The organism is Nocardia fusca NBRC 14340 (assembly GCF_001618425.1).
GTDB classification, from domain to species: Bacteria; Actinomycetota; Actinomycetes; order Mycobacteriales; family Mycobacteriaceae; genus Nocardia; species Nocardia fusca.
In genome coordinates this window covers 177,703-190,241 of the sequence record NZ_BDCU01000022.1, presented here as the reverse complement: position 1 = coordinate 190,241, position 12,539 = coordinate 177,703, and the positions used below count along the sequence as shown (strand labels likewise).

Annotated in this window: 11 protein-coding genes; 5 read left to right on the top strand and 6 right to left on the bottom strand. The window is 68.3% G+C overall.

Features of this window, described 5'->3' with window-relative positions; translation table 11 throughout:
• Positions 1-11 precede the first annotated feature (11 nt).
• A complete protein-coding gene (locus NF4_RS13675; protein ID WP_063127726.1) occupies positions 12-3,023 on the top strand; it encodes a bifunctional [glutamine synthetase] adenylyltransferase/[glutamine synthetase]-adenylyl-L-tyrosine phosphorylase in 3,012 nt (1,003 codons plus the stop codon).
• Here NF4_RS13675 and NF4_RS13670 read toward each other — a convergent pair.
• Positions 2,966-3,307 (bottom strand): HPr family phosphocarrier protein, encoded by a 342-nt coding sequence (locus tag NF4_RS13670; protein WP_063127725.1) that lies wholly within the window; start codon positions 3,305-3,307, stop codon positions 2,966-2,968. The two genes, NF4_RS13675 and NF4_RS13670, sit on opposite strands and share 58 nt — an antisense overlap.
• 217 nt (positions 3,308-3,524) lie before the next feature.
• Between NF4_RS13670 and NF4_RS13665 the strand changes: the two genes are divergently transcribed.
• Complete coding sequence (locus NF4_RS13665) at positions 3,525-4,964, top strand: neutral zinc metallopeptidase (RefSeq protein ID WP_063127724.1); 1,440 nt, start codon at positions 3,525-3,527, stop codon at positions 4,962-4,964.
• 42 nt (positions 4,965-5,006) lie between these two features.
• Here the strand turns inward: NF4_RS13665 and NF4_RS13660 are convergent, their stop codons facing one another.
• A complete protein-coding gene (locus NF4_RS13660; RefSeq protein WP_232330453.1) occupies positions 5,007-5,867 on the bottom strand; it encodes an alpha/beta hydrolase in 861 nt (286 codons plus the stop codon).
• Positions 5,868-5,915: 48 nt separating this feature from the next.
• Positions 5,916-7,319, bottom strand: a complete 1,404-nt coding sequence (locus tag NF4_RS13655; protein WP_063127723.1) for a M20 family peptidase — start codon at positions 7,317-7,319, stop codon at positions 5,916-5,918.
• Between the two features lie 138 nt (positions 7,320-7,457).
• On the opposite strand from NF4_RS13655, the gene NF4_RS13650 reads away from it, so the two are divergent.
• Complete coding sequence (locus NF4_RS13650) at positions 7,458-8,195, top strand: DUF4191 domain-containing protein (RefSeq protein ID WP_063127722.1); 738 nt, start codon at positions 7,458-7,460, stop codon at positions 8,193-8,195.
• A gap of 28 nt (positions 8,196-8,223) precedes the next feature.
• Here the strand turns inward: NF4_RS13650 and NF4_RS13645 are convergent, their stop codons facing one another.
• Positions 8,224-8,679, bottom strand: a complete 456-nt coding sequence (locus NF4_RS13645) for an RDD family protein (RefSeq protein ID WP_063127721.1) — start codon at positions 8,677-8,679, stop codon at positions 8,224-8,226.
• Positions 8,680-8,968: 289 nt separating this feature from the next.
• Here NF4_RS13645 and glnA point away from each other — a divergent pair, with 289 nt between their 5' ends.
• On the top strand, positions 8,969-10,405 hold the full coding sequence (glnA, locus tag NF4_RS13640) for a type I glutamate--ammonia ligase (RefSeq protein WP_063127720.1): 1,437 nt from the start codon (positions 8,969-8,971) through the stop codon (positions 10,403-10,405).
• 206 nt (positions 10,406-10,611) lie between these two features.
• On the opposite strand, the gene NF4_RS13635 is transcribed toward glnA, so the two are convergent.
• Both NF4_RS13635 and NF4_RS13630 read right to left on the bottom strand, forming a co-directional pair.
• Positions 10,612-11,214 carry a hypothetical protein gene (locus NF4_RS13635; RefSeq protein WP_063127719.1) on the bottom strand — a complete coding sequence of 201 codons (603 nt, stop codon included), beginning with the start codon at positions 11,212-11,214 and terminating at the stop codon, positions 10,612-10,614.
• Between the two features lie 3 nt (positions 11,215-11,217).
• Positions 11,218-11,916, bottom strand: a complete 699-nt coding sequence (locus NF4_RS13630; protein WP_063127718.1) for an IQM protein middle domain-containing protein — start codon at positions 11,914-11,916, stop codon at positions 11,218-11,220.
• Between the two features lie 313 nt (positions 11,917-12,229).
• Here NF4_RS13630 and NF4_RS13625 point away from each other — a divergent pair, with 313 nt between their 5' ends.
• The gene (locus NF4_RS13625; protein WP_030523994.1) at positions 12,230-12,448 is read left to right on the top strand and encodes a DUF4287 domain-containing protein; all 219 of its coding nucleotides are present in this window, start codon (positions 12,230-12,232) and stop codon (positions 12,446-12,448) included.
• The last annotated feature ends 91 nt before the right edge of the window (positions 12,449-12,539 follow it).

Here is a 12,539-nt window from a genome sequence, read left to right as displayed (position 1 = left end):
ACCTTGAGCTCATGGTCCGCCCACCGTCCGCCCGGTCCGCCGTCCCCGGCGTCGGCCGCCTGGGATTGCTCGAACCGTCGGCCGCCGACTCGCTGAAAACGCTCGGCTGGGACAACATCGAGAGCATTCCCGTGCTGTGGTCGCTGTCGCGGTCACCGGACGCCGACCTCGCGCTGAACACGCTGATCAGATTGTCCGAGGCGCTCGGGAACGACTGGGCCGAGCTGGATTCGGCGATCCGGGCCGAGACGATGCTGCGCGGTCGATTGTTCGCGCTGCTCGGTTCCTCCACCGCACTCGGCGATCATCTGGTGGCCGATCCGGGGGCCTGGGTGCTGCTGCGCCGGGAGGAACTGCCCGACCGCGACGAGCTGATCGACGATCTGCTCGCGGTCGTCGGCGGCGAACCGGAGTCCGGACCCAATGCCGCTCCGATGCTGTACCGGGCCACCACTTCCGGGCCGGAAGTGGTCGCGGCGCTGCGCAAGCGCTACCGCGATCAGCTCATGCTGCTGGCCGCCGTCGATCTGGCCGCCACCGTCGAGGACGAGCCGGTGATCCCCTACGAGCTGGTGGGCCGCCAGCTCACCGCACTCGCCGACGCCGCGCTCACCGCCGCGCTGGCGGTCGCGGTGGCCCGGGTGTGCCGCGACGAGCCGTGCCCGGTGCGGCTCGCTGTGATCGCCATGGGCAAGAGCGGCGCGTGCGAACTCAACTACGTCAGCGATGTCGATATCGTCTTCGTCGCCGAACCCGCCGATGCCGTCGCCACCCGCCTGGCCGCCGAACTGATGACCGTGGGTTCCTCGGCCTTCTTCGAGGTCGACGCCGCGCTGCGGCCCGAGGGCAAGGCCGGTGCCCTGGTGCGCACGCTCGATTCCCATCTGGCCTACTACCAGCGCTGGGCGCGGACCTGGGAGTTCCAGGCGCTGCTCAAGGCCCGGCCGATGACCGGCGATCTGGAACTCGGCGAACAGTACCGGTCGGCCACCGACGCGCTGGTGTGGACGGCCTCCGAGCGGCCGGACTTCGTCCCGGATGTGCAGGCGATGCGCCGCCGGGTGGAGGACCTCGTGCCCGCCGACCTGCGCGAGCGCGAACTCAAACTCGGCAGCGGCAGCCTGCGTGATGTGGAGTTCGCGGTGCAGCTGCTGCAACTCGTGCACGGCCGGGTCGATCCGAAACTGCACGTCCAGGGCACTGTGGAAGCCCTCGCGGCGCTCGCCGCGCGCGGATATGTGGGCCGGGAGGACGCCGCCAATCTCACGGCCTCCTACGAATTCCTGCGGCTGCTCGAACATCGGCTGCAGTTGCAGCGGCTCAAACGCACCCATACGCTGCCCGCCGCCGATGACGAGGAAGGTATGCGCTGGCTTGCCCGCGCCGCGCATATCCGCCCGGACGGTAGACATGATGCCGCGGGAGTATTGCAGGCCGAGCTGCGGCGGCAGACGGGCCGGATCCGCCGGTTGCACACCAAACTCTTCTACCGGCCGCTGCTGGAATCGGTGGCCCGGCTGGACTCCGACGCGCTGCGCCTGAGCCCGGACGCCGCCGTCCGGCAGCTCGCCGCGCTCGGGTATGCCGCGCCCGAGCACGCGCTCAGCCATTTGCGCGCACTGACCAGCGGCGTCTCGCGCAAGGGCCGGATCCAAGCGGTACTCCTGCCGACCCTGCTGGAGTGGCTGGGGGAGACTCCCGACCCCGACGCCGGGCTGCTCGCCTACCGGCGGGTGTCGGAAGGGCTGGTGGATCAGGACTGGTATCTGCGGGTGCTGCGCGACGAGGGCGCGGTCGGGCAGCGGCTGATGATGGTGCTGGGTTCCTCGGCATATCTCCCGGACCTGCTGATCAACGCCCCCGAAACCATCCGCATGTACGCCGACGGTCCGCACGGACCGCTACTGCTGCGCACCGAGCCGGTCGAGGTGGCAGGCGGCATCCTCACCGCCGCCGACCGCTATACCGACCCCAGGCGGGCCGTGGCCACCGCCCGTTCGCTGCGCCGGCACGAACTCGCCCGGGTGGCGTCGGCGGATCTGCTGGGCCTGCTGGACGTGCCGCAGGTCTGTGCCGCCCTGTCCGCGGTGTGGGTGGCGGTGCTCGAGGCATCGTTGCGCGCGGTGATCCGGGCCAGCGTCGCCGAACGCGGCGCGCCCGCGCCCGCCGATTTCGCGGTGATCGGGATGGGCCGGCTGGGCGGCCGGGAACTCGGCTACGGCTCCGATGCCGATGTGCTGTTCGTCTGCGATCCGCGGCCCGGCGAGGACGAGCACGTCGCCGTGAAATGGGCCAACAGTATCGCCGAGCAGGTGCAGAAACTGCTCGGCGCCCCCAGCACCGATCCGCCGCTGCAGGTCGATGCGGGCCTGCGGCCGGAGGGGCGCAGTGGCGCGCTCGTGCGCACCCTGGCCGCCTACGACGCCTACTACCGCCAGTGGGCGCAGCCGTGGGAGGTCCAGGCGCTGCTGCGCGCCCACCAGGTCGCCGGTGATCAGCAGCTGGGCCTGCGTTTCCTGCACACGATCGATGGGGTGCGCTACCCGGCGGGCGGTGTCTCCGCCGACGCGGTCCGCGAGATCCGCCGCATCAAGGCCCGAGTCGATTCCGAACGGCTGCCCCGCGGCGCCGACCCGGCCACCCACACCAAACTGGGTCGCGGTGGCCTCGCCGATATCGAATGGACCGTACAGCTGCTGCAATTGCGGCACGCGCACGAGATCCCGGCACTGCACAACACCTCGACGCTGGAATCGCTCGATGTGATCGAACAGGCGGAGCTGCTGAGCCCGATGGACACCGACCTGCTGCGTCAGTCCTGGCTCACCGCGACCGCGGCCCGCAACGCGCTGGTCCTGGTGCGCGGTAAACCCTCCGACCAGTTGCCCGGTCCGGGCACCACCCTGTCTGCGGTGGCCCGGGTGGCGGGCTGGCCCACCCACGACGGCGGTGAGTTCCTCGACAACTACCTGCGGATCACCCGCCGGGCCAGGGCTGTGGTGGAGCGGGTCTTCGGCGTCTGACCGGCGTCCGGAGCGGTCAGGGCCCGGAACCGGGTGACGAGTTCCTCCAGCGCTCGGCGGTCCTCGAGATCGGCCGGGCGGTAACCGCCCTGCGCGGTGATCGTCACCCGGGTGTCCTTTCCGATCCCGAGCTCGGACCAGCACCAAGGGAGTACCGGCAGGTTCACCGAGCGGTCGTTGGCGGCGACGGTGACCTGCGAGGTACCGCCCGGTAGGCAGAAGGCCAGTTCCTCGGCGGCCGCGGCCGTCAACGGGCCGGGCGAGCGGAATTCCTCGATGTACACCAGACCTCCTCGGGACGGATGGAGTTCAGCGTAGGACAGGACCGAGTGCCGACGGCCGTCCCGCCGACTCCTGTACCGCAGAGTGAACGATCCGCCCGCCTTCTGCGCTGTACGCCGTTGCCCGCCTTGTGATTCGATATTCCTCGGCGCGGTCGCGGCGGTATCGCGATCGGGCGGCGCCGGGCCCGCGGGTCCGGTCGGGAACGGGGAGGCGGAAATGGCCAGGACACGGTGGTCACGGCTGGTCGTCGCGGTAGCGGCGGCGGTATTGACGGTTTCGGCGCTGTCGGCGTGCTCGCAGGCGAAGTCGACGCAGCGGGAGGCCGAGAACCCGTGGCAGATCACGGGGGCCACGACCAGCACGGGGCCCAGCGGTCCCCGGGAGGGCGTACCCGACACCGACCGGCAGGCCGAAAACGGTGACGGCGGCGAGATGGACCGGCTCGCGCTCAACGCGGTCGCCGATATCGAGGAATTCTGGACGGAGAACTATTCGGCCACCTTCCCGGGCGAGTTCCGGCCGGTATCGCAACTCATCTCCTGGGACGCCACCGCCCCCGAACGCGACTCGGTCGAGTTCTGCACGGTCAGCACCCACGAACTGGTGAACGCCGCCTATTGCGGAACGGACGAGACCATCGGCTGGGACCGCGGTGTACTGCTGCCGGAACTGGTCGAGCAGTTCGGCGAAATGGCCGTGGTGATGGTGCTCGCCCACGAATACGGGCACGCCCTGCAGATACCCGCCGGGATCGCGACCGAGGACTCCCCGGGGCTGGTCACCGAACAGCAGGCCGATTGCCTGGCCGGCGTCTTCCTGCGGCATGTGGCCGAGGGCGATTCCCGGCATTTCACGCTCAACACCACCGAGGGTCTCAATGGTGTCCTGGGCGCGACTGTCGCGGTCCGCGACCGGGATCCCGACGACCCGGACAATGTGCACGGCAGCGCCTTCGAGCGGGTCACGGCGGTCCAGACGGGCTATACGAACGGCGCCGAGGCGTGTGCGCAGATCGACGAGCAGGAGATCGAGGAGCGCCGGTCCGGCCTCCCGGTGACCTTCGAGGAACCCGGAGAGGAGTACCTGCAGCTGGAGGTCACCGAGGATTCCCTCACGGATATGGCCGCCGCCCTCGCCGATATCCTGCCGGCCCCCGGTTCACCCGAATACGACTACGACGGCGTGCCGGCCCGCTGCTCCGATACCACCCCCACCGAGCCGGTCGCGTACTGCCCGGTCACCGATGTGATCGGCACGGATGTCGATGCGCTGGCCGAGCGGGCAGGCGAAACGGGCGGTGCGGACGAACCGCTGTCGGCCATCGTCGCCGGCGACTACAACGCCTTCGTGGTGTTCGTCTCCCGCTACACCCTCGCCTACCAGAACGGCAAACAGCTCTCCCTGGTCGGCGCCGAGACGGCGGGACTGCGTACCGCCTGTCTGTCGGGTGTGGTAACCACCGCGCTGAGCAGGGAGAACAGCAATCCGCGCCTGTCCGCGGGCGATCTGGACGAGGCGGTCTCGGGCCTGCTCGCCGACGGACTGGCCGCCAGTGATGTCAACGGCGATGTGGTCCCCGAGGGCTATCTGCGGCTGGACGCGTTCCGGTTGGGTGTGCTCGAAGGCGAGAACGCCTGCCTCGCGGAGTACGAGTAGACGTACGGAACGAGCGGGTCCGGGCGGCGGCGACGCCGGCGCTCACCCTCCGGTGACCCGCGCATCCAGCCAGGCGACCACATCGGCGAGTACCTCGTCGCGTTCGGGTTCGTTGAAGATCTCGTGGTAGAGCCCGTCGTAGCGGCGGACGGTGAGATCGGTGGTGCCCGCGCGCTGTTCGATCCGGTCCGTACTCGCCGGGGCGGCGATGGCGTCGCCGGTTCCGTGCAGCGCGAGCGTCGGAACCCGTAACTCCGGCAGGCGGTCGAGCACGGCGCCGGCGGCCGTGAGGATCTCGGTCGCCGTGCGGGCGGGCAGTTTCCCGCGGAACACCAGCGCGTCGCTGTCGTAGGCCGCCACGACCGCCGGGTCGCGGCTGATCTGGGACGAATCGAGTTTCAGCACACCGAGATTCGGTGCCAGCCGGGTGAGTACCGGGGCCAGCAGCCGCTGCGCCGGATTCCCGGCGTCGATGATCAACGGCGGCGCCGAAACCACCACCCCGGCCACCTCCAGTGGCGCCCTGGTCGCCAGGTACAGGGTGATCAGGGCACCCATGGAATGGCCGATCACGAACGCCGGTACGCCGGGGTGTTCCGTGCGCGCCAGATCGAGGAGAGCCGCCACATTGTCGGCGGCGTTGCCGATCGACCCGATATTGGCGCGCGCGCCCGCGTCGGCGGATTCCCCGTGCCCCACATGGTCGAACGCGTACACCGCGAACCCGGCGGTCGCCAGGGTCCGTGCGACGTACTCGTAGCGCCCCGAATGCTCGGCCACGCCGTGAACGAGGACGATCACCCCGCGCGCCGCCGTCACGGGCACCCAGGAACGCCGGCTCAGCCGGTGCCCGGCGTGCTCGAACTCCCCGCGCTCCACTCGTATGTCCTGGTCGCTGGTCACAAGGCCTCCCTCGAAGTCGGTACGTGCGATCGGCGGAGGTATCGCCGCTCAGCCGGCCTGTTTCGGCTCGGCGAGCGCGGTGAGCAGGCGCCGGTTGAAGTCGATGAGGCGAGCGTAGTTCACCCGGGACAGCCGCTCGTCGTTTCCGTGTATCCGTTCCAGATCCGCGGCCGTGAGCCGGATCGGGGCGAAATTGCAGCGGGTGGCGGCCAGATCGTCGTAGTGGCGGGAGTCGGTGGCGCCGGGGACGAGACCGGTGGTCACCGCGGCACCGGGCACCACCTCTTCGGTGAGGCGCGCGATCAGGTCGAACTGTGGACCCGGGCCGGTCGCGGGGGAGGGTTCCGACGCCATCCCCACCAGTTCGATCCGCACCCGGGGGTCGCGGACGGTCCGGCGGCAGTGGGCGAGTACCGAGTCGACCGTATCGCCGGGCAGGATCCGGAAGTTGATCAGCGCCTCGGCCTGTTGCGGCAGCACATTCGCCTTCACTCCGCCGCGGATCACCGTCGGTGCCGTGGTGGTCCGCACCAGCGCCTCGGTCTGCGGTGCCGAGGCCATGATCCGGGTGATCACCGGCGCCGCGAGCGCCGCGAACCCGAGCAGCCGGCGTTTGGTCGCGGGGAGATGTGGGCGCAGGCGGGCGAGCATATCGGTGACCACGGGGGTCACCCGTAACGGCATCGGATCGTCCTGGATCCGGCTCACGGCCCGGGCCAGCCGCCCGACCGCGGTCCGCCGGCCCGGCATGGACGAATGCCCGCCCTTCTCCGATACGGACAACCGGACCGTGGCATAGCCCTTCTCCCCGACCATGATCGTGGCCACCGGAACGGTCACCTCGTCCACGATCCCCTCGGTGACCACCCCGCCCTCGTCCAGCAGCAGGTCGGCATGGACGCCCAGCTCCCGGAGCCGGGCGGCCATCCGCACGGCGCCGCGGTCGCCGAACACCTCTTCGTCGTGGCCGAACGCCAGATGAACGGTGTGCCGGGGGCGCACCCCGTCGGCGAGGGCGGATTCGACCGCCTCCAGGATGGCCAGCATCCGGCTCTTGTCGTCGATCGCGCCGCGGCCCCAGATGAACTCTTCGTCCACCACGCCCGCGAACGGCGGATGGGTCCAGGGGGCCGGGTCGTCCGCGGGCACCACGTCCTGGTGCGCGAGCAGGATGGCGGCTGTCCGCGAGGGATCCACACCCCGCCAGGTGTAGAGCCGGCTGTGCCCGAAGCGCTCGAGTTCCAGTTCGGCGTGCACCCGGGGAAAGGACCGCTCCAGGTGCTCGGCGAGGCGTCGGAATTCCGCATCGGCCGCCGGGCCGGAGCCGTCGAGGCCCGGTTCGGGTTCCTCCCGGGACACCGTGACGCAACGCAGTGCCGCGGCCAAGCGCTCCGCCGTCGCGTCGTCGACCGGTGCGCCGGCCGCCGGATCGGCCTCCAGTTCGGTGGACATCCCTGCATTCTCCTCGTCCGCGCAACCTCCGGCGCGGACCATCCGGCGGTACGGGTGCCGGTGCCCGGGCGCCGCCGCCTGTGGTCGGAGTCCGTCCCGTGGCCGGAGCGTCGCGGGCCGGGCATTATTCTGGGAGCCATGGCAGCAGGCAAGCCCGACAAAGAGGCGAAGGCCGCGGCGAAAGCGGCGCGCAAAGCACAGTCGAAGGAACGTCGTCAGCAGATCTGGCAGGCGTTCCAGATGCAGCGCAAAGAGGACAAGCTGCTGCTGCCGCTGATGATCGGCGCGGTGGTCGTCACCACACTGGTGCTGTTCGGGATCGGCTTCCTCTTCGGTGTGCAGTGGTTCCTGCTGCCTTTGGGGCTGCTGCTCGGGCTGCTGTTCGCCTTCATCATCTTCGGCCGCCGTGTGCAGAAATCCGTCTACGGAAAAGCCGAGGGCCAGGCCGGCGCCGCCGCCTGGGTGCTGGACAACCTGCAGGGGAAGTGGCGGGTCAGCAACGGTATCGCCGCCACCACCCAGCTCGACGCCGTGCACCGGGTGATCGGGCTGCCCGGGGTGATCCTGGTGGGGGAGGGATCGCCGCAACGGCTGCGGTCGCTGCTGGCCCAGGAGAAGAAGCGCACCGCCCGGCTCATCGGCGACACCCCGATCTACGACGTGATGATCGGCAACGAGGAGGGACAGGTCCCGCTGAAGGAACTCCAGCGTTACCTGACCAAGCTCCCGCGCAATATCGACACCAAACGGATGGATCAGATCGAGGGCCGGCTCAGTGCCCTCAGCTCGCGCAGCGGCGGTCCGGCGATGCCGAAGGGGCCGATGCCGACCAACGCCAAGATGCGGGGTATGCAGCGCACAATCCGCCGCCGCTGACCCGCTGCGGTCGCGCGCCGTCCCGGGCTCAGCGTGAGCGGACCACCGCGGTGCCGGTGGCCCGATCATGCATACCGCGGCCGTCTTCGTCGGTGAACAGTGCGGGGATCACGAATACCAGCAGCGCCTGCCGCCCGAGCGCCCGTAGGAATCCCACCGGCGCCTCGGCATCCACCCGGATCACCCGGATGCGCAGGAAGTACTGCCCGGGTGTGAAGCCGAACAGCGTCACCGCCGCCACCCCGATCACGAACCACAGGATCAGGTTCACCGACGAGGCCGGCATACCCCGTGCGATCAGCGCCGAGATCCCGACCGCGATCAACCAGTCGACCAGCATTGCGACCACGCGGCGGAACATGCCCGGCAGCGATCCGGCGCCCTCGCGGGGCAACCCCAGCCTGGCTCCGGCGTAATCGTCGCCGGAACCCGCACCGGGAGCGACAGGAGGTCCGGAGAGCCAGGAACCGGTGATACGTGCCATGCTCCCAGGATAAAGGTGCCCGCAGCCGCCTCCGCCGCGCGCCCGGGTGGTCTCTGTTACGCGGGCTCAGCGGTTGATTCCGGGCAAATCAGACAGCCGCCGGACGGCGCCGACCAGGGCTCGAGGCGCGAACCCGCAGTTCGTGGCGTGGCCGAGGACACGCCACCGACACGACGTGTAACACTGGCGAAACACACTCTTGACTGGCGGGAAACACCCTGTCCATAGCGTCGGGTCGCGACGCCCTGCACTCGATACTGGCTGGGAATCTATCCGTAAGGAGAACTAAGTGACGTTCAGCACGGCCGACGAGGTCATCAAGTACATCGCGGATTCGGAGGTCGAATATGTCGACATCCGGTTCAGCGATCTGCCCGGTGTGCAGCAGCACTTCTCCATCCCGGCGAAGGCCTTCACCGCCGACCTCGCCGAGGAAGGCCTCGCCTTCGACGGTTCCTCGGTGCGGGGCTTCCAGTCCATCGACGAGTCCGACATGCTGCTGCTGCCCGACTTCAGCACCGCGCAGCTGGACCCGTTCCGTGCGGCGAAGACGCTCAACATGAACTTCTTCGTGCACGACCCCTTCACCCGTGAGGCGTACTCGCGCGACCCGCGCAATATCGCCCGCAAGGCGGAGGAGTACCTGCGCTCGACCGGTATCGCCGATACCGCGTACTTCGGCGCCGAGGCCGAGTTCTACATCTTCGACTCGGTGCGCTACGACTCCGCCATGAACGGCGCCTTCTACGAGGTCGAGTCGATCTCCGGCTCCTGGAACACCGGCGCGGCGACCAACCCCGACGGCAGCCCGAACCGCGGATACAAGGTTCGTAACAAGGGCGGGTACTTCCCGGTCGCTCCGTACGACCACTACGTGGATCTGCGCGACAAGATCTCCACCAACCTGCAGAACGCCGGTTTCGAGCTGGAGCGCGGTCACCACGAGGTCGGCACCGCCGGCCAGGCCGAGATCAACTACAAGTTCAACACCCTGCTGGGCGCGGCGGACGATCTGCAGCTGTTCAAGTACATCGTCAAGAACACCGCGTGGGCCGAGGGCAAGACCGTCACCTTCATGCCGAAGCCGCTGTTCGGTGACAACGGCTCGGGTATGCACGCGCACCAGTCGCTGTGGAAGGACGGCAAGCCGCTGTTCCACGACGAAGCCGGCTACGGCGGCCTGTCCGACCTGGCCCGCCACTACATCGGCGGCATCCTGCACCACGCGCCGTCGCTGCTGGCGTTCACCAACCCGACCGTGAACTCCTACCACCGCCTGGTCCCGGGCTTCGAGGCCCCGATCAACCTGGTGTACTCGCAGCGCAACCGCTCCGCCGCGGTCCGCATCCCGGTCACCGGCAACAACCCGAAGGCCAAGCGCATCGAGTTCCGCGCGCCGGACTCCTCGGGCAACCCGTACCTGGCCTTCGCCGCCATGCTGATGGCCGGCCTGGACGGCATCAAGAAGAAGATCGAGCCGCTGGCCCCCGTCGACAAGGACCTCTACGAGCTCCCGCCGGAGGAGGCCAAGAACATCCCGCAGGCCCCCACCAGCCTGGCCTCGGTGATCGACCGCCTCGAGGCCGATCACGAGTACCTCACCGAAGGCAATGTCTTCACCGAGGACCTGATCGACACCTGGATCAGCATCAAGCGTGAGCAGGAGATCGCCCCGGTGAACCTCCGGCCGCACCCGTACGAGTTCGAGCTCTACTTCGACGTGTAAGCCGCTATAGCGGTCCGGCCTGCGGCGGAGCATTCACGAACCGTCTTCCGTCCGCAGTACGTCCGCAACAGCTGTAGCCGAGTCCACCCGTTCCGCGATTGCGGTCCGGGTGGACTCGTCTGCGTCCGGGCACCGAAAACCGGTCGGCTTCGCCGGTGTTGCTGATCCGGTGAGCGTTGCTCGCGGGCGGGTACCGTCGAGGTGGCTTACGCCGCTTCGACGAACAACGCCCTGTCCAGATTCGATGCCGCTGCCAGTTCGTCGAGTACTGTCCACACCGGGACAGTGGGGGCGGCACCGACGACGTCGACCCGGCCGTTCTCCGCGTCGATCGGTTTCAGTAATCCGACTTCGGTCCCCGACTTCAAACGGATCAGCAGGAAATCTCCGTAATCCTCGTCGAAGTCGAAGAGGATATCGAGCCGATCCTCGATATCGTCCACGGTGAGATCAACAGTGGCGATCGGTGCGAGCGAGGCGAACTCGGCCAATCTTTCCTCTGGTAACACGGTCAAGTCCCGGACCGGCCATGGACGCAATGCGTCCATATGGGAAACGATCAGGGAGAGGAACGCCAGTACCTCTCCATCATTCATATGCGACGGCCGCTCCGGCGGTAGCGGGCTTCGGGAACGCAGTGCCGCGGCGATCATTTCGTATTCCCGATCGGGCGTGAGTCGCCACAGCGGGTCCTCGATGAGAGCGGTCGCCACCCGGCGTGCCACCGCATCGTCCACCTCGGGCTCGAACTGGACGTGATACAGCAGGGCCCGAACCAAGCTGTCCCACTCGTTCGTCTCCCGCGGCATCCGCTATCTCCCGAATGTGAATTGGATATTGTGGGGGTCGAGCTTCGGTACGCCCAGGCTGCGGAGGCGGTGGATCATCTGCAGGGTGTGCGCTCTGTCCGGCCGATAGTGCCCGCTGGCGTCGGTTATCTGCTCCACCACACCGTTCGACACCCGAATGGTTCCGGCTGCCGCCACGGGTTCTCCGGCGACGAGGGTCGAGTGATGGAAGTGGCCGGGCTTGGCCTTGGTCGTGACAAAGACGCGGCCCTGCTCGTCCATGACGAACAAGCCGTAGCTTCCTTTGCTCCAGCCGTTGCCGTCGGTGGACAGCAGCTTGCCGCGGGAATCGTACAACAGCCCGTCGCGGACCGTCACCATGAACTTCTGCCGTCTGGTTTCGTCGTAATACTTCACTCGCCCGAATCCCCAGGCCCAGCTTCCTCTTTTGTTCTCACCCGCGTATTCCCTCCGCAAAGGGACAGTCGAATACGGTGGCGCGGATCGCGGGATCTGGACCCCGAACTCCGAATCGAAGAACGCGGTCCCGTCCCGATCGAATTCCCGGGGCAGCCGGCTTTGCAGCTCGCGATGCGTCGTTTCGGCATTCCGCAGTCCGCCGCTCATGTCATTGAGCCTTCCGGCAATCGAACGCGATCCGCCCCGCAGGGATTCCGCGATCTTGCCGGGCAGGCTCCCGGCCAACCGGGTCAGGGTACCCATCGCGCATCTACCGGGATATCGGAGCGGGACCCCCTGCGCATGCCGGATATGCCGGGCATTCTGTGCCGGCGCCTGCCGGAGGAGGGCCTCTGTCCGGAGTCGGAGGCCGTCCGCTCGATTCGAGCGGGAGTGCTCACGTACCGATTGTCGACCCGAACTCGGCGTGGCGCGAGCGCGAGATACCGCCCCGGGCGGGGAGCTTCGCCCGTAACGATCATCGAGTGACGTGCGACACATAGTCGGCGCGGCCGATGAGATCTCGACGAGCCTCCCGTCTCACCTACCGAGTTCGTAATCAGCAAGGAGATCGAAGATGGCGACCACCCCGAAGGGACCCGCGTCCTACTTCCCGTCCATCGAGGCCAAATACGGCCGCAGCATCGAGGAGTGGAAGACGGTCCTCCGTGCGGCGGGGTCGACTTCGCACAAGGAACTCGTCGAATTGCTGAAGTCCGAGCACGGTTTCGGGCACGGGCACGCGAACGCACTCGTCCAGCATCATCTCCATCCCGAGAAATGGGCCGCTGCCTGACCTGATTCGTTCAGGTCCCGGTAGGAGCACCGACACGCACGAGGGGTGCTGCGGATCGTTCCGCATCGTCGTCGGATGCTCCTGCCGGAAC

Excerpts from the sequence above, each read along its gene's own strand:
- NF4_RS13665 (WP_063127724.1), top strand. The coding sequence starts at position 3,525 with ATGGCCAGGACACGGTGGTCACGGCTGGTCGTCGCGGTAGCGGCGGCG.
- NF4_RS13625 (WP_030523994.1), top strand. The coding sequence starts at position 12,230 with ATGGCGACCACCCCGAAGGGACCCGCGTCCTACTTCCCGTCCATCGAG.
- NF4_RS13635 (WP_063127719.1), bottom strand. The coding sequence starts at position 11,214 with ATGCCGCGGGAGACGAACGAGTGGGACAGCTTGGTTCGGGCCCTGCTG.
- NF4_RS13630 (WP_063127718.1), bottom strand. The coding sequence starts at position 11,916 with ATGGGTACCCTGACCCGGTTGGCCGGGAGCCTGCCCGGCAAGATCGCG.
- NF4_RS13650 (WP_063127722.1), top strand. The coding sequence starts at position 7,458 with ATGGCAGCAGGCAAGCCCGACAAAGAGGCGAAGGCCGCGGCGAAAGCG.
- NF4_RS13675 (WP_063127726.1), top strand. The coding sequence starts at position 12 with ATGGTCCGCCCACCGTCCGCCCGGTCCGCCGTCCCCGGCGTCGGCCGC.
- NF4_RS13655 (WP_063127723.1), bottom strand. The coding sequence starts at position 7,319 with ATGTCCACCGAACTGGAGGCCGATCCGGCGGCCGGCGCACCGGTCGAC.
- NF4_RS13645 (WP_063127721.1), bottom strand. The coding sequence starts at position 8,679 with ATGGCACGTATCACCGGTTCCTGGCTCTCCGGACCTCCTGTCGCTCCC.